This is a genomic window from Mesorhizobium sp. P2_C5_2 (assembly GCF_056404535.1).
Genome location: NZ_JBFUDV010000001.1, coordinates 358,452 through 381,474, shown reverse-complemented (window position 1 = coordinate 381,474; position 23,023 = coordinate 358,452). Strand labels below are relative to the sequence as shown.

Genomic DNA, 23,023 nt, shown 5'->3' with positions numbered 1-23,023 from the left:
CGCTCCGACAACGGCCGCCAAATCAAAAGGTTTCATGACGTTCGCTTGGCACCAGCCCTGTCATTTCAGGCTGAGCAGCTCCACGACATGGTCAGCGACCGCCAGGCTTGCCGTCAGGCCGGGGCTCTCGATGCCGAACAGATTGACGATCGGCCCAGTGCCATGATCGGCAGGCCCCTGGATCACGAAGTCGGCGGCCGGCTGGCCGGGGCCGGACAGTTTTGGCCTGACACCGGCATAGGCTGGTTGTAGGGTGTCGTCCGCAAGGCCGGGCCAGTAGCGCCTGATCTCCGCATAGAAGGCGGCGCCTCGACGCGGATCGACGGTATAGTCGACGCAGTCGATCCATTCGACATCCGGGCCGAAGCGCGCGCTGCCACCGAGATCGAGAGTTAGATGCACGCCAAGACCGCCATGAACAGGCACCGGATAGATCAGCCGTGAAAAAGGCGAGCGGCCGGACAGCGCGAAATAATTGCCGCGCGCCAGCCACAGGGGCGGAACAAGGTTTTGCGGAAAACCCTCGATGCGGCCGGCCAATGCCTGGGCATCGAGGCCGACGGCGTTGACGAAGGCGCCCGCCTGTAGCGTGAAACGCTCGCCATCGGCATCGCGTGTATCGATCCGGATTCCGTCGACTTCGATGGTTGCGCCGGAGACAGTGGTGAGCATGGCGAAGGAGGCGCCGGCCGCCTCCGCGTCGCCGCGCAACGACAGCATCAGCGCCTGGCTGTCGACGATGCCGGTCGACGGTGACAGCAGCGCACCGGCGCATGTTAGCGCAGGCTCGAGGCGTTCGGCTTCTGCGCGCGTCAAAAGCGTGAGGTCACCGACTCCGCATTGTCCCGCGTTGACCTGAATCGCCTGCAGTCTATCCAATTGGTCGGGTTCGACGGCAACGACCAGCTTGCCGGTGCGCCGATGGGCGACGCCGTGCTCGCGGCAATAGGCATAGAGACGCTCGCGCCCCTCGACGCAGAGCCGGGCCTTCAGGCTGCCCGGCGCATAGTGGAGCCCGGCATGGATGACTTCCGAATTGCGGGAACTGGTGCCCGTGCCGATGGCTGCAGCCTTCTCGACCACCAGCACCTCGCGGTCCGCCAGCGCCAACGCGCGGGCAATAGCGAGGCCGACCACACCCGCCCCGGCAACAACGCAATCGACATCATGCATGGTCGGGACTCTATCGCGTTTCACCGTTTCGGAGAAACGGCGAACCGCTCTATCTTTTTGTTCTTGACGCAATTCCGGACGGAAAACCGCTCACACTTTTCCTGGAATTGCTTTAGCGCGGACTTCCCGCGCGTGCAAAAACCCTGTCGCCGCCGATCCACACGCCCTTGACGTCGAGGTTGTCCGACAAGGCGACAATATCGGCGGCGGTGCCGTTGGCGAAGCGGCCGAGCCGGTGCGCCTGGCCGACCGCTTGCGCCGGATAGAGCGAAGCCATACGCAAGGCCTCCGACAGATCCAGCCCGACAACCTGGTGCACATAGCGGACGGCTGAGATCATATCGAGATCGGCACCGGCCAGCGTGCCGTCGGCAAGCCGCAGGCTGCCGTCCTTGCGGTAGATGATGCGGCCGTTGAGGGTGAACGAGGTCATGTCGGTGCCGATCGTTGCCATGGCGTCGGTGACCAGCACGATCCTGCCCGAGCCCTGCTTGGCGCGCAGCGCGATTGCCATGGTGGCGGGATCGACATGGATGCCGTCGGCGATGATGCCGGCCGAGAGGCCGCCTATGTCGATGGCTGCACCGGCCAGCCCCGGCTCGCGGTTGCCGATCTGGCTCATGGCGTTGAACAGATGGGTGACCACGCTGGCGCCGGCGTCGGCAAAGGCTTTGGCAGTGGCGTAGCCGGTGTCGGAATGGCCGAGGCTGACGACGATGCCAGCCTTGGCAAGCGTGGCGACGCGGGCAGGCTCGACGGATTCCGGCGCGATCGTCGTCAGCAGCACCGGCAGATTTTTCCGCGCGGCGATCAGGGCAGCCTCATCGGCATCCGTCATTGGCCGGATCAGCGCCGGGTCATGCGCGCCCTTGCGAGCGACGGAGAGATGCGGTCCCTCGAGATGCAGGCCGAGAAACCCCGGCAGCTTCTGCCGTGCCGCCTCGGTGCCGGCGGCAATGGCCGCGGCGGTGATTGCGGGCGTGTCGGTAATCAGTGTCGCAAGCAGCGCCGTGGTGCCGAACGGCGCGTGCGCCCGGCAGATGGTTGCGAGCGAGGCGACATCGGGATGGTCGTTGAGCATGACGCCGCCGCCGCCATTGACCTGCAGGTCGACGAAGCCCGGCGCAAGCATGCCGCCGCCGGTGTCGATCCGGGCAACGCCGGACTGAATGGCGCCGTCGGAGACAATGGCCTCGACCAAACCGCCATGCACAATAAGGGCGGCATTGTCGTGCCAGGCGTCGCCGTCGAAAATGCGGGCGCCAGTCAGGGCAAAACGGTCGCTCATACGGTTTCCGTCACCTTGCGCAGATTGCGCGGCACATCCGGATCGAGGCCGCGATGGCGGGCGAAGGCCTCGACAAAGCCGTAGAAGGACACAATCAGCGTCAGCGGGTCGGTCAACGGATGACCCGTGGCGACATGCGGCAGCGGCCTCGCGCTCCTGGACTTGTCCGAGGTGATGAAGACGGCGGCGCCCTTGCCGGCGAGGTTGTCGGCGGCCTCGGCCACGGACGGCTCGGAGGCATCGCGGGCGGCCAGCGCCAGCACCGGAAAACCCGGACCGACCAGCGCCAGCGGGCCGTGCATGACTTCGGCGGCACTATAGGCCTCGGCATGCATGCCGCAGGTCTCCTTGAATTTCAGCGCCGCCTCGTTGGCCATCGCCGCCGACGGGCCGCGGCCGAGGATGAACAGCGACTGCGGCGTCTCCAATGCACCGGCAAGCGCCATCCAGTCGCAGGCGATCGCCTTGCTGAAATGTTCTGGCAAACGGGCAAGGGCCGCCAGCAGCTTGTCGTCGCCGGTGCAGTGCGCCATGAGCGCCAGCCCGGCGACCGCCGAATTGACGAAGGTTTTCGTCGCCGCGACGCTACGCTCGGGTCCGGCCAGAATGTCGATGGCGAAATCCGAGGCCCGCGCCAGCGGCGAATCGGCGGTGTTGGTGATGGCGACGGTGAGCGCGCCGCCGGCCCGCGCCGCCTCCGCCATGGCGACGATGTCGGGGCTCTTGCCCGACTGCGAGATGGCGAGGCAAGCCGAGCCCGCGAGCTTCAGCTTGGCGCCGTAGATCGAGGCGATCGACGGGCCGACCGACGCAACGGCCAGACCGGCGGTCAGTTCGACGGCATATTTCATGAAGGTGGCGGCATGGTCGGACGAGCCGCGTGCGACGGTAACGATGAAGCTCGGATCGCGCTCGCGAATGCCGCGTCCGGCCTCGGTCAGCACCGCTGACGAGCCGTCGAGCAGGCGCGCCACGGCTTCGGGGATTTCGTCGATCTCGCGCCGCATATGAGTGGTGTTGGGGATCATGGTCGGCCCTTTTCGCTCGGCCCTGTCAGGCGCAGTTCGGCGACGAAGTCATAGGCGTCGCCCCGATAGATGGAGCGGGTGAATTCGATCACCTTGCCGCTCGCCAGATAGGAAATGCGTTCGATGTGCAGGCCGGCAACGCCCGGCGGCACTTCGAGCAGGCGCGCATCAGCGTCGCCGAGATTGGCGGCGGAAATGCGCTGCACCGCCCGCACCGGCCGGTTGCCTGTCAGTTCCAGCGCCGCGTAGAGAGAGGAGCCTATCCCTGCCGGATCGGGCAGCGCGCTGGCCGACAGCGAGGCGCGCTCGATGGCCAGCGGCGTATCGTTGGCGATGCGCAAGCGCGCCACCCGCGCCACCAATTCGCTGGAGGACAGACCGAGCACCATCATCTCGTCGGGCGAGGGCGCATAAAGGCCGCGGTCCAGCCAGGCCGAGCGCACCGCCATGCCGCGTCTTGCCATGTCCTCGGTGAAGGAGGTGAGCCGCGAAAGCGACTGCTCGACGCGCTCCATGCGTGGCGCCACGAAGGTGCCGGAGCCGTGGCGCTGTACGAGGATGCCGCCCTTGACCAGATCCTGCACCGCCTTGCGCACGGTGACGCGCGAAATGTCGGCCTTGGTCGCGATGTCGCGCTCGGAGGGAAGCGCATCGCCCGGCCCGATCAGGCCGCGATTGACGGCGTCCTCGATGCTTTTCCTCAGCTGCAGATAGAGCGGCGCGCCGCTTTGCGACGATTGCTTCAGTGTGGCAAAGATCTGGTCGGCGGCCTCGCTCATCGTGCCGCCTCCGCCTTGGCGAAAATGCGCGCCGCCATCTGCACGGCGCCGCCCAGCGCATCGTCGAGCGGCGCTTTCAGCAATGCCTGGTAGCGTTGGGAAAGGCGCGGCGCATAAAGCGGCGCCAGCCCGCCGAGCAGGCAGAGCGGGGCGTCGTGCGAAAGGTCGAGCGCGCCAAGCGACGCCTCGACATCGACGACCGCCTTGTCGACGATCCAGTTGGCGACGCTGTCGCCCTTTTCGGCATGCTCGAACACTTTGGGCGCGAAGCCGCCGAAATCGCCTGGCTTGGCATTGGTGGTGAACTCCACCACGTCTTCCGGATTGTTGCGGAAGGTCGCCATCATGCTGTCGGTCAAGGGCGAGCCCGGTCGGACGCCGTCGTGAGCAAGCAGCGTCTGCTCAAGCAAATCGCGGCCGATGCGGGCGCCGCTGCCCTGGTCGCCGACCTGAAAACCCCAGCCGCCAATGGCACGCGATGTGCCGCCCTTGCGCGCCATATAGGCGGTGCCGGTGCCGAGGATGGCCATGGCGCCATCGCCCGAACCGACAGCGCCCTCAAGAGCGATCTCGGCGTCGGTCTCGACGCGGCTGATGCTGAACGGCAGGATCGCTTCGAGCTGCTGCCGGTAAGTGCCGACATTGGCGCCGGCGAGGCCAAGAATGGCTGGAGTCTGCGGGATCAGGTCCGGGTCTCGCCCGGCGGCGATGAAGGCTTGGCGTGCCGCCTCGACTATATGTGTCCTGGCGCCGGTGAGATCGGTGCGGATGTTGGCGGCGCCACTTTTCGCACGGCCAATGACAGCCCCATCGCCTGTCGCAAGGGCTGCCCTGCAGCTGGTGCCGCCGCCATCGATACCGAGCACGAAATTCACGCGATTTCTCCTCCGGGCGGATAATACCAATAAAATACCAATAGCCAAGGATTAATTTCCGTTTCAAAAAGATTAAGGCGTATTTTATTGAAAAACCTAGGAATTTCGTCGGCTCAGCGATTTCTGGCGCCCAAATCCGTTAATGCGTGTGGACAAGTGGTATTTTTTTGGTATTGTTCCTTCATCGGAGGAACAGGGATGGCCGAACCGCGCACCGAAGCGCTTCACAGGAATGCCGAGGGACTGGACATCCAGGCCCCGGACACCATCCTTTCTTCGTTGGTCAATGCCCAGATCGAGGCCGCCAAGGCCGTCCGCGACGCCATTCCCGCCATCGCTGCCGCAGCCGAGATCATTGCCGGCCGGCTGAACGGCGGCGGCAAGCTCGCCTATGCGGCGGCCGGCAGCTCCGGTCTGATGGCGCTGGCCGACGCGCTGGAATTGCCCGGCACGTTCGGCATCAAGCGCGAGCGCATCGTCATCCTGATTGCCGGCGGCGACGAGGCTTTCAAGACATTGGCCGGCGGGCCGGAAGACGACACCGACGAAGCCTCGGCGGCTGTTGCCGGCGCCGGCATCGGCAAGGGCGACTGCCTGATCGCCATTTCGGCCAGCGGCTCGACACCCTATGCGGTCCAGGCGTTGAAGGATGCGCGCGATCGGGGCGCGGCGACCATCGCCATCGCCAACAACAAGGACACGCCGCTGCTCAAGCTGGCCGATGTCGCCATCCTGCTGGAAACACCGCCGGAGGTGATTGCTGGCTCGACGCGCATGGGCGCCGGCACCGCGCAGAAGATCGCGCTAAACATGCTGTCGACGCTGACCGCCATTCATCTCGGCCACGTCCATGACGGCTACATGGTCAATCTCACCGCCGACAACATCAAGCTGCGCGACCGCGCGGCACGCATCGTCGCCGCCATCAGCGGCCACGACAGGCAAGATGCCGCGCGCCTGCTCGAAGCGAGCGGCGGCGTTGTCAAGACAGCCATTCTGCTCGCCGCCGGCGCTGCCAACGCCGATGTGGCCGAGAAGATACTGGAAAGGACCGGCCAGAAGCTCAGGCCCGCCCTTTCCGCGATCGAGGGGAACAAGGGCGCGAAGGCCCCTGTTCTCAAAACCGAACCTGAAAAAGGTCAACAGGGAGACTAGCATGACAACGAAACTACTGACGGCACTGCTTCTCGGCACCAGCATTCTCGGCACCGCCGGGTTGGCTCACGCCGATGACGTAACGCTCAACATCGAAAGCTGGCGCACCGACGACCTTGCCATCTGGAAGGACAAGCTGATCCCGGCCTTCGAAGCCAAGAACCCCGGCATCAAGGTGGTGTTCGCACCGACGGCTCCGACCGAATATGACGCCGCCCTCGGCGCCAAGCTCGCCGCCGGCTCGGCGGGCGACCTGATCACCTGCCGCCCGTTCGACAAGTCCCTGGTGCTCTATCAAAAAGGCAATCTCGCCGACATCTCGGCGCTGCCCGGCATGGAAAACTTCTCGCCGGTCGCCAAGGCCGCCTGGCAGACCGACGACGGCAAGTCGAGCTTCTGCGTGCCGATGGCTTCCGTCATCCACGGCTTCATCTACAACAAGGACGCCTTCGACAAGCTCGGCATCAAGGTGCCGACGACGCGTGACGAGTTCTTCGCCGCGCTCGACAAGATCAAGGCCGACGGCACTTACATCCCGATGGCGATGGGCACCAAGGATCTCTGGGAAGCCGCGACCATGGGCTATCAGAACATCGGACCGAACTACTGGAAGGGCGAAGACGGCCGCGCCGCTCTCATCAAGGGCGACCAGAAGCTGACCGACGCCGACTGGGTCGCGCCCTATGCCGAACTTGCGAAGTGGAAGCCCTATCTCGGCGACGGCTTCGAAGCCCAGACCTATCCGGACAGTCAGAACCTGTTCACGCTCGGCCGCGCTGCCATCTACCCGGCCGGCTCGTGGGAGATCAGCCTGTTCAACACCCAGGCGCAGTTCAAGATGGGCGCCTTCCCGCCCCCGGTCGAGAAGGCCGGCGACACCTGCTACATCTCCGACCATACCGATATCGGCATGGGCCTGAATGCAGCGTCGAAGAATGCCGATGCGGCCAAGACCTTCCTGTCCTGGGTCGCCTCGCCGGACTTCGCCACCATCTACGCCAACGCTCTGCCGGGCTTCTTCAGCCTGAACTCCAGCCCGGTGAAGATGGAAGACCCGCTGGCGCAGGAATTCGTCTCCTGGCGCGACAAGTGCAAGTCGACGATCCGCTCGACCTACCAGATTCTGTCGCGCGGCACGCCGAACCTGGAAAACGAGACGTGGGTTGAATCGGCCAACGTCATCAACGGCACCGATACGCCGGAAGCTGCGGCCAAGAAGCTGCAGACCGGCCTCGACAGCTGGTACAAGCCGGGCAAATAAGAGCTCAGAGACAGACCGGTCGGGCGCGTGCCCGGCCGGCTTCAATTTACAGATTGCGATTGTCGGCACTGCCTCTCGGCCTTACCCTCTTGTCTTGTGGGGAAAGGCTAGCTGACCAGTCGCAGGCCTTCGTCCTGCCCATGCCGGGGCAAGGACATCAAGGCCGTGCATCGAGGCATCATCTGGCATCGACACCCTTTTGGAACCGAGAGACGGCGGGGACCGCACTCATGGCCGCAGAAACACGACCAAAACGACCATTCCGCTGGCATATCGGCGTCTTCCTGGCGCCGGCGCTGCTGGTCTATACGGCGATCATGATCCTGCCGCTGGCCGGCACGCTGCAGCTGTCGCTGTTCCGCAACGTCGAGCAGCACCAGATCTTTGTCGGCTTTGACAATTTCCGTACTCTGTTCGGCGACCCCAACTGGTCGGTGGGTTTCTGGAACGCGCTGCGGAACAACACCTGGTTCTTCATCATCCACATGCTGGTGCAGAATCCGATCGGCGTCATGCTGGCGGCATTGCTGTCCAGCCCGAGGCTGAGGTTCGCCGCCTTCTACCGCACCGCGATCTTCGTGCCGACCATCCTGTCCTTCGTCATTGTCGGCTTCGCCTGGAAGCTGATCCTGTCGCCGCTGTGGGGCGTGGCGCCGCATCTGATGGACCTGGTCGGCCTGAAAAGCCTGTTCACGCCATGGCTCGGCAAGGAACAATATGCACTGACCGCGCTCAGCCTGATCTCGGTGTGGCAGTTCATCGGCATCCCGATGATGCTGATCTATGCTGCCCTGCTGTCGATCCCCGAAGAGGTGATCGAAGCCGCCGAATGCGACGGCATCACCGGCCTGTCGCAGTTCTGGAAGATCAAGCTGCCGCTGATCCTGCCGTCGATCGGCATCATCTCGATCCTGACCTTCGTCGGCAATTTCAACGCTTTCGACCTGATCTACACCGCGCAAGGCGCACTCGCCGGGCCGAACTATTCGACCGATATTCTCGGCACCTTCCTCTACCGCGCCTTCTTCGGCTTCCAGCTGCAGGTCGGCGATCCCAATATGGGCGCGGCGATCGCCACGATGATGTTCCTGATCATCCTCGGTGGCGTCTGTGTCTACCTCTTCCTCGTGCAGACGCGCCTGCGTCGCTACCAGTTCTGAGGAGCATGAGATGAGCACCGCCACCCGTTCGCTCCCCCGCACCATCGGCGCCCACGCGATCCTGTTGACCTACACGGCGATCGCGCTGTTTCCGGTGATCCTGGTCATCATGAACTCGTTCAAATCGCGCGCCGGCATCTTCAGCGAGCCGCTGACGCCGCCGACGCCGAAGACTTTCGACCTGATCGGCTACACTACGGTGATCGGCCAGGGCGACTTCATCCACTATTTCCAGAACAGCCTCGTCGTCACCGTCGCCTCGCTGTTCTTCGTGCTTCTGTTTGGCGCAATGGCGGCGTTCGCGCTGTCGGAATACCGCTTCCGCGGCAACACGCTGATGGGGCTTTATCTGGCGCTCGGCATCATGATCCCGATCCGGCTCGGCACCGTCGCCATCCTGCAATTGATGGTGGCGAGCGGGCTGGTCAACACGCTGACGGCGCTGATCCTGGTCTACACAGCGCAAGGCCTGCCGCTTGCCGTCTTCATCCTGTCGGAATTCATGAAGCAGGTGTCCGACGATCTGAAGAATGCCGGCCGCATCGACGGGCTGTCGGAATACACGATCTTCTTCCGGCTGGTGCTGCCGCTGGTGCGGCCCTCGATGGCGACGGTCGCTGTCTTCACCATGATCCCGATCTGGAACGATCTCTGGTTCCCGCTGATCCTGGCGCCGTCGGAAGAGACCAAGACGGTGACGCTCGGCGCGCAGCTGTTCCTTGGCCAGTTCGTCACCAACTGGAACGCCATCCTGGCGGCGCTCTCGCTGGCGATCATGCCGGTGCTGACCCTCTACGTCATCTTCTCGCGGCAGCTGATCCGCGGCATCACTTCCGGAGCCGTCAAGTGAGTTTAGAAAAGCCTCTTCGCGTTGTCGTCGCCGGCCTCGGCAATATGGGCCGCAGCCATGCGCTGGCCTATCACACCAATCCGGGCTTCGAGATCGCGGCCTTGATCAACCGGTCCGATGTGCTGCTGCCGGAAGGACTGTCGGGCTATGGCATCAGGCGCTCCTTCGACGACGCATTGCGTGACGAAAAGCCCGATGTCGCCTGCATCGCCACCTATTCCGATAGCCATGCCGACTATGCGGTGAAGGCGTTCGAGGCCGGCTGCCATGTCTTTGTCGAGAAGCCGCTGGCGACGACGGTTGCCGACGCCAAGCGCGTCGTCGCGGCGGCCAAGGCCAACGGCAAGAAGCTGGTGATCGGCTACATCCTGCGCCACCACCCGTCCTGGGTCCGGCTGATCGCCGAGGCGCGCAAGCTCGGCGGCCCTTATGTGTTCCGCATGAACCTCAACCAGCAATCGTCAGGCCCGACCTGGCAGACGCACAAGCAGCTGATGCAGACGACGTCGCCGATCGTCGATTGCGGCGTGCACTATCTCGACGTCATGCTGCAGATCACCGACGCCAAGCCGATCGAGGTGCGTGGCATGGGGCTGCGGCTGACCGAAGAGGTCGCGCCGACCATGTACAATTACGGCCATCTGCAGGTGCTGTTCGATGACGGTTCGGTCGGCTGGTACGAGGCCGCCTGGGGACCGATGATTTCCGAAACCGCCTTCTTCGTGAAGGACGTGATCTCGCCCAATGGCTGCGTGTCGATCGTCATGAAGGAGGGCGTCAAGTCCGACGACATCGACACCCACACCAAGACCTCGACCATCCGCCTGCACAGTGCGGCGACCGGCGCCGACGGCAAGTTCGCCAGGCCGGACGAGATGCTGTCGATGGAAGGCGAACCCGGCCATCAGGACCTCTGCGACCTCGAACAGGCCTTTGTGCTGAAAGCGATCCGGGAAGACATCGACCTGACCCGCCACATGGACGACGCAGTGAAGTCGCTCGCCGTCTGCCTTGCCGCCGATGAGAGTGTGCGCAGCGGCGCCCCAATTAAACTCTAGTAGGGTCAAACTCTAGAACAAGGACGAAGCCGTGGGCTCGCTGGTAATCGAGAATGTGAAGAAGGCCTTCGGGCCGGTCGAGGTGCTGAAGGGCATCAACCTCGAAGTGACGGATGGCGAATTCGTCGTCTTCGTCGGCCCGTCGGGCTGCGGCAAGTCGACCTTGCTCAGGGTCATTGCCGGGCTGGAGGACTCGACCTCCGGCCGGGTGGTGATCGACGGTGCCGATGTTTCGGCCACGCCGCCGGCAAAACGCGGCATCGCCATGGTGTTCCAGACCTATGCGCTCTACCCGCATCTGACGGTGAAGAACAATATGGGCCTCGGCCTGAAACAGGCCGGCACACCGGCGGCCGAAATCGAGCGCCGCATCGGCATTGCCTCGTCGATGCTGTCGCTGGAGCCCTATCTGGAGCGGCGGCCGGCGGAACTGTCGGGCGGCCAGCGCCAGCGCGTCGCCATCGGCCGCGCTGTGGTGCGCGAGCCTAAGTTGTTCCTGTTCGACGAGCCGCTGTCGAACCTCGACGCCGCGCTGCGCGTCAACACGCGGCTGGAGATCGCGCAGTTACATCGCCGGCTGAAGGCGACGATGATCTATGTCACTCACGACCAGGTCGAGGCGATGACGCTGGCCGACAAGATTGTCGTGCTCAACGCCGGCAAGATCGAGCAGATCGGCGGACCGATGGAACTCTACAATTCGCCGGCAAACGAGTTTGTCGCCGGCTTCATCGGCTCGCCGAAGATGAACTTCATTGACGGCGCGCGGCTAGGCGAAACCGCAAAGACCATCGGCGTGCGGCCGGAGCACCTCACCGTCGATGCGAAGTCCGGCGCCTGGAAGGGAACGGTGGTGCACGCCGAACATCTCGGCGCCGACACCAACCTCTATCTCGATTGCGAAAAAGCCGGGCTGATCACGGTGCGCATTTTCGGCGTCTACGACGCGGAGCCCGGCGCGACGCTGTATGCGACGCCGGAGCCGGGGAAGACATACCGGTTTGGGGCGGACGGGAAGACGATCAAGTAATCCTCCGCCGACAGCACCAAGGCGATCATACCGTGCCGAGCAGCACCGCGCCGTGAATGGCTGCCTGCCAGCCCAGGGCCGCCCAGCGTATGTCCAAAGGCTGGACAAGAAGCGAATGCGGCAGGCTCTCCGCGATGCGCTGCTTGAGCGCCTGGCGGGGATAGGACTTCATGTCGACGATACCGCCGCCGATCAGGATCGTCTGCGGGGAAAACAAAGCGGCTGCCGTTGCGATGGTCACCGCCTGCTGCCAGACAATTTCGTCGAGCCATTCGCGCAGCGACGGCGGCTGCCCGGTCGCCGAAAACAGATCGGCCACCGGGATATCGTAGTCCGTCGCGAGTTCGACGAGCGTTGCCCCCGAGGCATAGGTCTCGACCCGGTTTAGCAGTTCGCCTTCGCCTGGCCGATAGATCGGCATATGGCCGATTTCGAGCGCCCAGCCGCCACCCCGGAAAATGCCGTCCTTGCCGAGATAGGCAGCACCGATACCGGTGCCGAGATAGACCGCCAGCACTTCCTTTTGCCGCTTCACCGCGCCGGCAACGCTTTCGCCCAGCAATTGCAGCACGACGTCGCGCTCCAGGCGGACGGGAATACCGAGCCTCGATGCCAGTTCGGTTCCCAGCCGGATGCCGTTCAGTTCCGGAATGTTGGCCGTGTGCAGCACCGTGTCGAAATCGCGGTCGATGAAGCCGGGCACGGTCGCAACGACGCGTGCGGGCTTGAGGCCGGCATCGCGGCAGGCCGCGGTGACAGCATCGGCCAATCCCGCCACCGGCGCCCCCTGGCGCAGCTGCGCGGTTGCGTAGGTGCGGGCAAAATCCACCGGGATGCGGTGGTCGGCGAAGCCAACCTTGACCGACGTGCCGCCGATCTCGACCACGGCGATCGTGTCGTCAGTTATCTGATCCGTCATGCGAGCGTTTCCAGAAACTCCGAAAGACAGGCGCGAAATTCCCGCCGGTAGGCGGCGCGATCCTGCGATTTCGCGGTGATGGTGCAAAGCCGGGCGGACGGAATGAGACCGGCCAGCGCCTGCGCGTCGCCCAGTCGATGGACGAGGTCATGGTCATGGCCGATGACAAGAGCCGGCACCGCGATAGCGCGGATGTCCGCCTCGCTGACGCCGGGACCATCGCCGGCGATGGCCACCAGCAACCTGCCGAACAGAACCGGGTCCGGACGATTGAAGAAGCCTTGCAGGCTGCTGAGATTGTCCGGCGCCAGCCTCGCCAGTTCGTCGGCAACAGGGCTTTCATCGAACAGACGCCTGGCGTGCTCGGGCGAATGGCGCATCAGCAGGTCGCCGACCACGGCATAAGGTTTCATATTGGCCGGGGCAGCCTCGGATACCCAGGCAGGCCGTGCCAGTACCAGCGCCCGCACCCGGGCCGGCCTGTGCACCGCCAGGCGCAGTGCCAGCGCCGCGCCCATCGAAATGCCGCCGACGACGGCCGGACCGATGCCGAGATCGTCAGCCAACGCTTCAACGTCCTCGGCAAACGTCGCGATCGAAAGCCGCTCGACAGGCCCGTAGCCGGATCCGCCCTGGCCACGGCATTCGAGCGTCACGCGCCGCGTCTGCGGCAGGTCGGGAAACACGTCGGCGACCTGCGCCTCATCGCCGCCCAGCCCATGCTGGAAGATGACGGGAAGGCCGGCACCGATGTCCTGGTAGGCAAGGTCGACGCCATCGCGGTTGAAGGTCATTTTCACGCGCGCTCGCTCGCTTCCAGCACGCTGCGCAGAAAGGCGCCGACGCCGGGCGCCTCGGCCTCCGTCAAGCCATGCGTGATCAGGGGGCCATCGAATCCTGCGGCTCGAAGGCGGCTAATGAAATGCGGGAAATCGACGATACCCTGTCCGGCGGCGGTAAAACTGCCATCGGCATTGCGGTCCTTGGCATGGGCGAGGCCGATGTCAGCGGCCAGCAGGTCGACGGCCTCGTCGATCAGGCGGTGGCGCTCGGCGCTGTCCGCCACTTCGAACAGATTGGCCGGATCGAGCACGATGCGCAGGCGCTTGCTGTTCATCTCGTCGAGCAGGCGGCGTGCGGCCCGCGCGCTGGAGACGACATTGGCCAGCTCAGGCTCGATGCCAAGCTCGATGTCGAAGCGCTCGGCAATCGCGATCGCCGCTTCCATCTCCGCCCGAAGATCGCTCCAGGCGGCGTCAGAGGCATTGTCGGGATGCCAGCGCCACTGATCCTGCGCATCCCGGGTGCCGGTGCACAACGTGATCAGCCGCGTGCCGATGTCAGCGCATGACGCAGCCAGCACTTCGAGCCGGGCGAGCCCCTGATCGCGAACCGTGCGATCGGGGTGGATCATGTTGTAGGTCCCAGACACGGCCGCGATCGAAACGCCGGTCTTGCCGCTCGCCATTGCGACGGATCGGGCCGCTCCGGGCTCGATGCTGTCCGGCATGGACGGCAGGCCAAGGCACGCCATGTTGAACTGTGCCGCAGTGTAGCCGGCATCCGCGACCGCGCGCAACACGGGCAAGGCACCTGTGGCGGCGAAGGTCTTGGCGAAAATTCCAAGCTGCATCACACGACCCCGTCGACATCGGGGAGACGGACGGCGCGGCCGCCGGCAGCGGCCGAGCGCGCTATGGCCGCCATTCCCCTGACCGATGCGATGCCGTCGTCGATGCCGGCGCCGACCATGGGCACACCACTCAGCACGACATCGGCAAAGCCTTCGAGTTGGCGGCGATAGAAGTGACCGTCCGCGCCAAGCGTGCGATGCCAGCTGCCATCGGCCTCGCGGAAAATGTCGACCTCACTGCTCTTGTAGTACCAGGGGTTATAGGTCTTCGCGAGAACGCTGCCGTTCTGGCCGTAGATCTGGAACCCTTCGTGCCAGTCCATGCGCACGGCGACCGTCAGGTCGAGATGGCCGACCGTACCGTCGGCAAAGATAGTGGTGACGAACCAGCAATAGGCGCCGTAGCGCTCGGTGAGCCGGGCCTCGACGGCCTCGATAGGGCCATGCAGATGGCGGGCCGTGTCGATGAGATGGCTGCCATGCGCCAGCATGTAGTATTGGCGCAGATCCGCCTTGGGATTGACCGAAGGCTTGCGCGCCTTGGCGCTGGTGATGATGAGCGGCTGCACCGCGTCGGTCATCGGGTAGCGGTGGGTGCTGTCGCAATACCAGCCTTTGAACGCCAGCCGCTCGCCCATCTCGTGGTCGACGAAAGCCTTGGCCGCCTGGATGCCGGGATCGAAGCGCTTCATATGGCCGACCTGGAGCACCTTGCCGCTCTTGTCGACCGCGGCTCTCAGGCTCTCAACCTCCTCGACCGAAACACCCAGCGGCTTTTCGCACAGCACGTGCTTGCCGGCATCGAGCGCCAGTTCCGCGGCCTTCACGTGAAACGTATCCGAAGTCGCGACGATGACGGCATCGAGGTTGGGATCGGCCAGCATCTGGCCGTAGTCGGCATAGGATTTTTCGGGCGCGTAGGTCGCGGCCATCCTGTCGCGCAGATCGTCGGCGACATCGCAGATGGCATAGAGATCGGCATTGCGCGCCTTGGTGCAGGATTCGAAATGCGCCGCCTGCGCAATCGGACCGCAGCCGAGCACGCCGACACGCAGCCGCTTTTCGTCTTTGCGAGGCATGGAACTTTCTCCTGATTAGCGCGCGGCGAGGCCGCGAAGTTGAAATTGCGGATCGCCCGACAGAGCAGCCTGATGCAGCAGGCAGGCAGCGCCCAATGCCGGACCGTCGGCGCCGACACGCGACAGTTCGATTGTGGGAACGGGATAGCCTTCGGCGAGGAAGTCCGACAGGAAAGCCTCGATTTGTTCGGCGACAAAGGGATAGATGGCATTGACCGAGCCGGAGAGGATGATGCGCTCCGGCTGCAAGGTGCAGGTGAGCGTCGCCAGGCCGCGGCCGAACCAGAGCGCCCAGCCGCGCGCGGTGGCGACGGCTGCCGGATCGCCGCCGGCGAGGGCTGCGACGAACTCGTCCACGCCGGCGCGCCGTCCGCTTATGTGCAGATAGCGAGCCAGCAAAGCGTCCTTGCCGACATAGGATTCCAGTCGGCCCGGACGTTTCGCGTCGAAAACGAAACCGTCATCGCCGATGCGCAGATGGCCGATTTCGCCAGCGCCGCCGAGCCGGCCGCGATGCAGCCTGCCGGCATTGATGATGCCGCCGCCAACGCCGTTCTCGATCAGGATGACCAGAGCATCCTCATCGTCCTTTCCCGGCTGCGCCCGATATGTCTCGGCCACCGCAACCGCATTGGCGTCGTTTTCCAGCAGGATCGGAAAATCGTCGCCAAAGGCGTTGCCCAGCAGTTCCGCCAGATTGACCCCATGCCAGCCAAGGATGGTGGCATGGTATGAAACGCCATCAGCGGCGGGGAAGCCGGGCACGGCGACATTGAGCCCATAGGGGCGCGTGCCCGCAGGCAATTGCGAGCGGATCTCGGCGACGAGCTCCCCGATAATGGCGACCGCGGCTTCAGGCGTGCTGCCCGGGCCGGCAAAAGCCCTCGAGGCGCTGGCACGCTGCGCACCGGCAAGATCGACAGCGACAGTCGCGATCCAGTTGACGCCGATATAGGCGCCAAGGAAGAAGCCGCCATTGCCTTCGATCTCGACCAGGATTCCGGGGCGACCGACCCGGCCCTCGCCGTCCTGCTCCTCATCCCCTCCATCCGGCCGCTCCCGCGCCAGACCCGCTTCGGTCAGTCCGAGCACCAGGGCGCCGGTGGTCGAACGGGTCAGGCCGAGATCACGCGCCAGCGCTGCCCGGCTCAACGCGCCGGCACGAAACAGCGCCGCAAGGGCCCGCGTTTCATTCGGCCGAAGATCGGTCGATACCAGCACGTCTTCCTCCGCGATTTGTTTGACTACCATACTAATTTACTTTCCATGCGGTTTGAAAGAGCCAAAATAGGGTACGCTGCAACAAAATATTTGGCATTCCAAGCCTATTGACCCAAGTTTCAAACGATGATTTGTATCCAAAACTTACAAATTGGCATGGGAGGATGCGATGCCGGTTCTAGCGCGTCTCGAACATATCGTGAAGGATTTCGGTGCCGTCCGCGCGCTGGACAATGTCTCGCTCGACATCAATGAGGGCGAGGTTCTCGGCCTGATGGGCGACAATGGCGCCGGCAAGTCGACGCTGGTCAAAACCATCGCCGGCAATTTCCAGCCGACGTCTGGCACCTATGTCCTTGAAGGCAAGCCGGTGCAGTTGTCGGGGCCCGCCGATGCACGCAGGCATGGCATCGAGGTCGTCTACCAGGACCTGGCGATTTGCGACAATCTGACCGCGTCGGCCAATGTCTTCCTCGGCCGCGAAATCATGAAGCAGCTTGGCCCGCTGAAGGTGCTCGACCACAAGAGCATGAACACGCGCTCGGCCGAGATCTTTCGCGAGCTGAAGTCGGAGACACGGCCCGCCGATCTGGTCGTGCGCATGTCGGGCGGCCAGCGGCAGGCGGTGGCCATCGCCAGGACCCGGCTGGCCAAATCCAAGATCGTGCTGATGGACGAGCCGACCGCGGCGATCAGCGTCAGGCAGGTCGCCGAAGTGCTGGCCCTGATCCGCCGCATGAAGGACCAGGGCCTTTCGGTCATCCTGATCAGCCACCGGATGCCAGACGTGTTCGAGGTCTGCGACCGCGTGGTGGTGATGCGCCGCGGCCGCAAAGTCGCCGACAAGCCGATCGCGCAATCCAGCCCCGAGGAAGTGACCGGCCTGATCACCGGCGCCATCCAGACCGCCTGAAACAGCCTTTCCACGGAGCCATGCCATGAGCGCCCCCGACGACCATCCCGGAATGGAGATCGACCTTCTGAAAGGGTCGAGCCGCACGCTGTTGAACCGCGTGCTTCTGGCGCAGGAAACCTGGATCGCGCTCGCCATCCTGGTGCTCGGCCTCGTCGTGTCTATGATCGCGCCGAAATTCGCGACGCCTGGCAATCTGCTCAACATTTTCCAGAACGCCTGCTTCATCGGCATCATGGCCATCGGCATGACGCCGGTGATCATCAGCGGCGGCATCGACATTTCGGTCGGCTCGATCCTGGGCATGTGCGGGGTCACGCTGGGGATCGTGCTCAACGCCGACATGCCGCTGGTCGTCGGCATCGTGGCGACGCTGGCGATGGGCGTGCTGTGCGGCACCGTCAACGGCGCGATCATCTCCTACGTCAAGCTGCCGCCCTTCATCGTCACCCTGGCGACGCTGTCGATCGGCCGCAGCCTGGCGCTGGTGCTGACCAACAACCAGGTGTTCTACGAATTCGGCCGGGCAAGCGATGCGATCGTCGCGCTCGGCGGTGGCTACACATTCGGCCTGCCCAATGTGGTCTACGCCCTGATCATCGGCGTGATCGTCCTGCATTTCCTGCTGACCATGTCGCGTTGGGGCCGCTATCTCTTCGCCATTGGCGGCAACGAGCCGGCGGCGCGGCTGTCCGGCATCCCTGTCGATCTCATCAAGATCTCGGCCTATGCGTTCAGCGGCTTCATGGTCGCCATCACCGCCATCTTCCTCGTCGGCTGGCTGGGCGCGGTGACCAACTCCATCGGCACCGGCTACGAGCTGCAGGTCATCGCGTCGACCGTGATCGGCGGCGCATCGCTCACCGGCGGCTTCGGCTCGGCGCTTGGCGCCGGCATCGGCGCCATTCTCGTCGAAACCATTCGCAACGCGCTGCTTCTGGCAGGCGTCAACCCGTTCTGGCAGGGCACGTTTGTAGGGTGCTTCATCCTTGCAGCCGTCCTCCTGGAAAGAATCCGCCCTGTGCGACGCTAAGAGCATGATCCCGAAAAGTGGAAACCGGTTTTCGGAAAAGATCATGCTCCAACAAAAACCCGAGCGGACACGTCACGGCGAACCCAAATGGAGGAAACAAATGTCGCTGTCGAAAACGCTTAAAACCACGCTCTCTCTCGCCTGTCTTGCAATCGGTATGACGGCCGTCCAAGCCAATGCCGAGGAGCGCGAATTCGCGCTCGTCTTCAAGGTCCTCAACAACGCCTTCAGCCCGCCGATCCAGGCCGGCTGCGAAGCCGCCGCCAAGAAGCTCGGCGACGTCAAATGCACCTATATCGGGCCGACGGAATATGACGAGGCCAAGGAAGTGCAGCTGGCGCAGGACATGGTCACGCGCGGCGTCGCCGGCCTCGGCATTTCGGCCGGCAATCCGAAAGCCATGGCCCGCATCATGAAGATGGCCAAGGAAAAGGGCATTCCGGTCGTCACCTATGACACCGACGTGCTGCCGGAAGATGCCGGTCTGCGCTCGACCTATATCGGCACCGACAATTACGAGTTCGGCGTGGCGCTGGCGCAGAAGGTGCTTGCCCACAAGAAGGACGGCACCGTCTGCATCCAGTCCGGCGCACCGGCTTCTGAAAACCTCAAGGCGCGCGTGCAAGGCATCCGCGATACGCTGGCCGGCGTCACCAAGGACAAGGGCGTCGAGACGTTGACCGGACAGAATGGCTGGACCGAGCCGGCCGGCTGCCCGGTCTACAACAATGATGACATCACGCTTGCCGCCCAGCAGGTGCGCGACGTCATGACCAACACCCCCGACCTCAGCGCCTTCGTTGCGGTCGGCGGTTGGGCGCAATACGCACCGGAAGCCTACAAGCAGGCAATGACGCCGCTGAAGGCGCGCCTCGACAGCAAGGATCTGGTCGTCGTGTTCGGCGACAATTTCGGTCCGCAGCTGCCGCTGCTCGCCGCCGGCCTCAGCCACTACAATATCGGCCAGCGCCCCTATGACATGGGCTTCGAGACCATCATGGCGCTGGACAAGCTGAGCAAGGGCGGCACGGTCGAGCCGTTCATCAAGACCGGCACCGAGATATGCACGCCGGAAGACGCGTTGACGACCTGCGGCAAGGTCGCCAACTGATCAGGCCTCCCAAGCCCGTCCTCCGGCCGCATCGGCCGGGGGACATCTCTTCGAGGGCAGGCTTGTCGGTTGGCCCAGCCGCTTCGCAGTCAGAGATCGCTTGCGTCTCTCCAGCAGGCGATCAGATGACCGTCGCCGGCCTGCCTGACCGGCGGTTGCGCCTTTCGGCAGTCGGGCAGGGCCATTGGACAGCGGTTGGCGAAGGCGCATCCAGAGGTCTCGGTGTCCTGCGCAGCGAGATCAAGCTGAGCCGGAACTCTCGGTGTCGTCTCATCCGAGGACGCGGCCAGAAGCAGTTTCGTATAGGGATGGTTGGGCCCGCGAAAAATCTGCTCTGACGAACCGGTCTCGACCAGCCGGCCGCGATAGAGCACGCCGATCCTGTCGGCCATGTAGCGCACCACCCTGAGGTCGTGGCTGATGAACAGGTAGGTCGTGTCCTTGTCGCGCTGCAGGTCGTTGAGCAAATTGAGCACCGTCGCCTGCACGGAAACGTCGAGCGCAGAGGTCGGCTCGTCGAGCACGACGAGCTTCGGCACGCCGGCGAAGGCGCGCGCAATGGCTGCCCGTTGCCGCTGGCCGCCGGAGAGCGATCGCGGCTTCTGGTCGACGATCGTGGCGGCAAGACGGACCGAGGCCAAAAGGTCGCCGACGCGCTGCCTCACCTCACCGCGACCGAGGCCGGCCAGCCGCCGCAGCGGGCGGCCGAGGATCCTGCCGATCCGCTGGCGCGGGTTGAGCGTACGGTCGGGTGACTGGAAGACCATCTGCACGTCACGCCGTTCGCTCGCACTTCTCTTCTCGACACGCGCCGCGACCGCGCGGCCAAACAGCTCGACCGATCCGGCGTTCGGCACCTGCAGCCCGGTGACGATCCTTGCCAGCGTCGACTTGCCGGATCCGGATTCGCCGATCAGCCCGAATGTCTCGCCCTGGCCAATCTGCAACTCTATGTCGTGCAGCACGGCTTGCGCGCCGAAGGCATGGCTGATGCCTTTGCAGGCCACCGCGATTGGACGCACGGCTTCCGGTTGATCGCTGTGGACAGGCAAACGAGAGAGCAGGCCGGTTGTGTGCGTCTCGGCCAGTCTGCCGTCACGCTTGGTGAAGTTAAGCGCCGGGATCGAGGCAATGAGCGCCTTGGTGTAGGCGTGGGTCGGGTTTTCGAAGACATCGCTGGCGATGCCGCTTTCGACTACCGTTCCAGACTGCATGACAGCCACCCGGTCGCAGGCGCGGCGGACCATGTTGATGTCGTGGCTGATCAGCAAAACGCTGGTTTTGTGGTCGCGCCGCAGGTCTTGCAGGATGGCGATGATCTCGGACTGGACGCTGGCGTCCAGCGCCGTCGTCGGCTCGTCCAGCACCAGCAGCGAGGGGTCGAGCGCAATGGCGATGGCGATGTTGGCGCGCTGTTGCATGCCGCCGGACAATTCGTGCGGATAGAGATCGAGCACCCGCTCAGGATTGCTCACCCTCACGCGGCCGAGCAGCTCGGCGGCGCGTCCGCGCGCCTCATCCGGCCGGACCGGACGATGCCGCATGATGGTCTCGGTGATCTGCCGGCCGATGGTCATGGCCGGATTGAGTGCGGCGCCCGGATGCTGGTAGACGGCGGCGATGCGATCGCCCCTTAGCCGGCGAAGCTGCTCGGTGGAAAGATCACGGATCTCCCGGCCCTGGAACTCGAGCGCCGACGCGGCGATCCGGGCGTTGCGCGGCAGATAGCGCAAGATGGCGAGCGCCACCGAACTCTTTCCCGATCCGGACTCGCCGACAAGGCCGAGCGCCTCGCCTTCGCCGATACGCAGCGACACACCGTTGACGGCCGGATGCGATGCCCGGCGCCCATCATAGGCGACGGTGAGCTGTTCTACCTTCAGAACCGATGACGACATGGGGGCCTTGAAACCACTTTCTTCCAGCGCCGCCATCGAGGGCAATCGCTTCCGCTTACGCAACATATAATCTCTATAAAATTACTCGAATAACGTTGGAGCGCAATCTACCTTTCATCGCTCAGGTGAGATTGTCGCAGCCGGTCGAGGCATCGCGACGGTCCGCTGGAGCAGTTCTGGAAGGAGACCGGCATGGCACGCGACCACATGATCCTCAGCGCATTTTTCTTCAATCCGCAGGGTGATCATCGCATGGCGTGGCGCCATCCCCGAGCACCGGGTCGCGAAGTGCTGGACTTCGATTTCTACCGCGATCTCGTGCAGGCAGCCGAGCGCGCCAGGATCGATACGATCTTCGTCGCCGACCACGTCGCGATCTGGGATTCGGTGCAAAGCGGTGTCGCGCACTACGCCAATGCCCGCCTGGAACCGCTGACGCTGCTGTCTGCCCTTGCCGGCGTGACCAAACATATCGGCCTGATCACCACCGCATCCAGCTCCTACAGCGAGCCCTACAATGTCGCCCGCATGTTCGCCTCGCTCGACCATATCAGCAAGGGCAGGGCGTCGTGGAATGTCGTCACCTCGGCCATGGACGAGGAGGCCCGCAATTTCGGCCGCGACGGCAACATCGAGCACGCCTTCCGCTATGACCGCGCCACTGAATTCCTCGATATCGTCAAGGCGCTGTGGGACAGCTGGGAGGACGAGGCCCTGCTGCTCGACAAGGCTTCGGGCTATTTCGCCGATCCGGACAAGGTCCATGCGATCAATCACAAGGGCCAGCACTTCAAGGTGCGGGGGCCGCTCAATGTTTCGCGCCCGCCGCAGGGCCATCCGCTGATCGTCCAGGCCGGCTCTTCCGAAGACGGCAAGAATTTCGCAACCGCCCACGCCGACGCGCATTTCGCCATCTACAGCACAAGGGAAGACGGCATCAAATACCGCCAGGACATCAACGAGCGGCTCGCCCGTTATGGCCGCAAGCCCGAGAGCTTCAAGATCCTTCCGGGCATCCTGCCGATTGTCGCGAGCTCCGAGGCGGAAGGCCGCGAGCGGCAGGAGTACCTGCAGAGCTTGCTGCCCGATCGCGTCGGCATCGATCTTCTCTCCAGCTGGAGCGGCGTCGATCTCTCGGTCTATCCGCCGGACGGCCCGCTGCCGCCGCTGCCAGACGAGAGCACCTTCAATGGCGGCCGCACCTCGCTCAACCGGGTCAAGGAATGGTCCAAGCAGAACCTCACTCTGCGCGAGATCGCCCGCAAGCTCGCCAACAGCGGTTCGGTGCCGACTGTCGTCGGCACGCCCAACCAGATCGCCGACCAGTTGCAGGACTGGTTCGAGGCAGGTGCCGCCGACGGCTTCAACCTGATGTTCCCGCTGCTGCCGGAGGACTGGGTGAATTTTGCCGAGCAGGTCGTGCCGGAGCTGCAGCGTCGCGGTGTATTCCCAACCGAATACGCGCCGGGAACGCTGCGCGACCGCTTCGGCCTGGCGCGGCCGGCCAACCGCTTTGCCGAACAGCGCGACAATGCGCGCGCCGTTTCCTGACCCGCTTC

General features: G+C 64.3%; 21 protein-coding genes. 10 read left to right on the top strand and 11 right to left on the bottom strand.

All coding sequences use genetic code 11. The features are described from left to right. Positions 1-60 precede the first annotated feature (60 nt). The 5 genes from AC1D1B_RS01745 to AC1D1B_RS01725 all read right to left on the bottom strand — a co-directional run bounded on the left by AC1D1B_RS01745 (position 61) and on the right by AC1D1B_RS01725 (position 5,143). Positions 61-1,173 carry an NAD(P)/FAD-dependent oxidoreductase gene (locus tag AC1D1B_RS01745; protein ID WP_477328992.1) on the bottom strand — a complete coding sequence of 371 codons (1,113 nt, stop codon included), beginning with the start codon at positions 1,171-1,173 and terminating at the stop codon, positions 61-63. A 112-nt stretch (positions 1,174-1,285) separates the two neighbouring features. After that, on the bottom strand, positions 1,286-2,461 hold the full coding sequence (nagA, locus tag AC1D1B_RS01740) for an N-acetylglucosamine-6-phosphate deacetylase (protein WP_477328991.1): 1,176 nt from the start codon (positions 2,459-2,461) through the stop codon (positions 1,286-1,288). Then, complete coding sequence (locus AC1D1B_RS01735) at positions 2,458-3,489, bottom strand: SIS domain-containing protein (protein WP_477328990.1); 1,032 nt, start codon at positions 3,487-3,489, stop codon at positions 2,458-2,460. Before AC1D1B_RS01735 ends, nagA begins: the two co-directional genes overlap by 4 nt. Beyond that, positions 3,486-4,268, bottom strand: coding sequence for a GntR family transcriptional regulator (locus AC1D1B_RS01730; RefSeq protein WP_477328989.1), 783 nt, complete (start codon positions 4,266-4,268; stop codon positions 3,486-3,488). The genes AC1D1B_RS01735 and AC1D1B_RS01730 overlap by 4 nt, the downstream gene beginning before the upstream one ends. After that, on the bottom strand, positions 4,265-5,143 hold the full coding sequence (locus AC1D1B_RS01725; RefSeq protein WP_477328988.1) for a glucosamine kinase nucleotide-binding domain-containing protein: 879 nt from the start codon (positions 5,141-5,143) through the stop codon (positions 4,265-4,267). The genes AC1D1B_RS01730 and AC1D1B_RS01725 overlap by 4 nt, the downstream gene beginning before the upstream one ends. Before the next feature lie 198 nt (positions 5,144-5,341). Here AC1D1B_RS01725 and AC1D1B_RS01720 point away from each other — a divergent pair, with 198 nt between their 5' ends. The 6 genes from AC1D1B_RS01720 (at position 5,342) to AC1D1B_RS01695 (ending at position 11,657) form a co-directional block, all read left to right on the top strand. Then, a complete protein-coding gene (locus AC1D1B_RS01720) occupies positions 5,342-6,298 on the top strand; it encodes an N-acetylmuramic acid 6-phosphate etherase (RefSeq protein ID WP_477328987.1) in 957 nt (318 codons plus the stop codon). Between the two features lies 1 nt (position 6,299). Then, entirely contained in the window at positions 6,300-7,559 is a 1,260-nt protein-coding gene (locus AC1D1B_RS01715) for an ABC transporter substrate-binding protein (protein WP_477328986.1), read from the top strand. Between the two features lie 230 nt (positions 7,560-7,789). Beyond that, positions 7,790-8,719, top strand: a complete 930-nt coding sequence (locus AC1D1B_RS01710) for a carbohydrate ABC transporter permease (RefSeq protein WP_477328985.1) — start codon at positions 7,790-7,792, stop codon at positions 8,717-8,719. Positions 8,720-8,729: 10 nt separating this feature from the next. Continuing rightward, positions 8,730-9,569, top strand: a complete 840-nt coding sequence (locus tag AC1D1B_RS01705; RefSeq protein WP_023668842.1) for a carbohydrate ABC transporter permease — start codon at positions 8,730-8,732, stop codon at positions 9,567-9,569. Then, positions 9,566-10,627, top strand: coding sequence for a Gfo/Idh/MocA family protein (locus tag AC1D1B_RS01700; RefSeq protein ID WP_477328984.1), 1,062 nt, complete (start codon positions 9,566-9,568; stop codon positions 10,625-10,627). The genes AC1D1B_RS01705 and AC1D1B_RS01700 overlap by 4 nt, the downstream gene beginning before the upstream one ends. A 31-nt stretch (positions 10,628-10,658) precedes the next feature. After that, positions 10,659-11,657, top strand: coding sequence for an ABC transporter ATP-binding protein (locus tag AC1D1B_RS01695; protein ID WP_477328983.1), 999 nt, complete (start codon positions 10,659-10,661; stop codon positions 11,655-11,657). A 25-nt stretch (positions 11,658-11,682) separates the two neighbouring features. Here AC1D1B_RS01695 and AC1D1B_RS01690 read toward each other — a convergent pair whose 3' ends face one another. From AC1D1B_RS01690 to AC1D1B_RS01670, 5 genes are read right to left on the bottom strand one after another with little or no spacing between them, the layout of a single operon-like run. Further along, a complete protein-coding gene (locus AC1D1B_RS01690) occupies positions 11,683-12,576 on the bottom strand; it encodes an ROK family protein (protein ID WP_477328982.1) in 894 nt (297 codons plus the stop codon). Further along, entirely contained in the window at positions 12,573-13,376 is an 804-nt protein-coding gene (locus AC1D1B_RS01685) for an alpha/beta fold hydrolase (RefSeq protein WP_477328981.1), read from the bottom strand. Before AC1D1B_RS01685 ends, AC1D1B_RS01690 begins: the two co-directional genes overlap by 4 nt. After that, positions 13,373-14,209 (bottom strand): sugar phosphate isomerase/epimerase family protein, encoded by an 837-nt coding sequence (locus AC1D1B_RS01680; RefSeq protein ID WP_477328980.1) that lies wholly within the window; start codon positions 14,207-14,209, stop codon positions 13,373-13,375. The genes AC1D1B_RS01685 and AC1D1B_RS01680 overlap by 4 nt, the downstream gene beginning before the upstream one ends. Beyond that, a complete protein-coding gene (locus AC1D1B_RS01675; RefSeq protein ID WP_477328979.1) occupies positions 14,209-15,288 on the bottom strand; it encodes a Gfo/Idh/MocA family protein in 1,080 nt (359 codons plus the stop codon). Before AC1D1B_RS01675 ends, AC1D1B_RS01680 begins: the two co-directional genes overlap by 1 nt. Positions 15,289-15,303: 15 nt before the next feature. Further along, on the bottom strand, positions 15,304-16,539 hold the full coding sequence (locus AC1D1B_RS01670; RefSeq protein ID WP_477328978.1) for an ROK family transcriptional regulator: 1,236 nt from the start codon (positions 16,537-16,539) through the stop codon (positions 15,304-15,306). A 139-nt stretch (positions 16,540-16,678) separates the two neighbouring features. Between AC1D1B_RS01670 and AC1D1B_RS01665 the strand changes: the two genes are divergently transcribed. From AC1D1B_RS01665 to AC1D1B_RS01655, 3 genes are all read left to right on the top strand, one after another. After that, positions 16,679-17,422: an ATP-binding cassette domain-containing protein gene (locus AC1D1B_RS01665; RefSeq protein ID WP_477328977.1), complete on the top strand. Its 744-nt coding sequence runs from the start codon at positions 16,679-16,681 to the stop codon at positions 17,420-17,422. A gap of 52 nt (positions 17,423-17,474) precedes the next feature. Continuing rightward, positions 17,475-18,455 (top strand): ABC transporter permease, encoded by a 981-nt coding sequence (locus AC1D1B_RS01660; protein WP_477330501.1) that lies wholly within the window; start codon positions 17,475-17,477, stop codon positions 18,453-18,455. A 100-nt stretch (positions 18,456-18,555) separates the two neighbouring features. Further along, the gene (locus tag AC1D1B_RS01655; RefSeq protein WP_477328976.1) at positions 18,556-19,566 is read left to right on the top strand and encodes a sugar-binding protein; all 1,011 of its coding nucleotides are present in this window, start codon (positions 18,556-18,558) and stop codon (positions 19,564-19,566) included. An 89-nt stretch (positions 19,567-19,655) separates the two neighbouring features. Here the strand turns inward: AC1D1B_RS01655 and AC1D1B_RS01650 are convergent, their stop codons facing one another. Further along, on the bottom strand, positions 19,656-21,464 hold the full coding sequence (locus AC1D1B_RS01650) for a dipeptide ABC transporter ATP-binding protein (protein ID WP_477328975.1): 1,809 nt from the start codon (positions 21,462-21,464) through the stop codon (positions 19,656-19,658). A gap of 192 nt (positions 21,465-21,656) precedes the next feature. On the opposite strand from AC1D1B_RS01650, the gene AC1D1B_RS01645 reads away from it, so the two are divergent. After that, positions 21,657-23,015 carry an LLM class flavin-dependent oxidoreductase gene (locus AC1D1B_RS01645; RefSeq protein WP_477328974.1) on the top strand — a complete coding sequence of 453 codons (1,359 nt, stop codon included), beginning with the start codon at positions 21,657-21,659 and terminating at the stop codon, positions 23,013-23,015. Positions 23,016-23,023 lie beyond the last annotated feature (8 nt).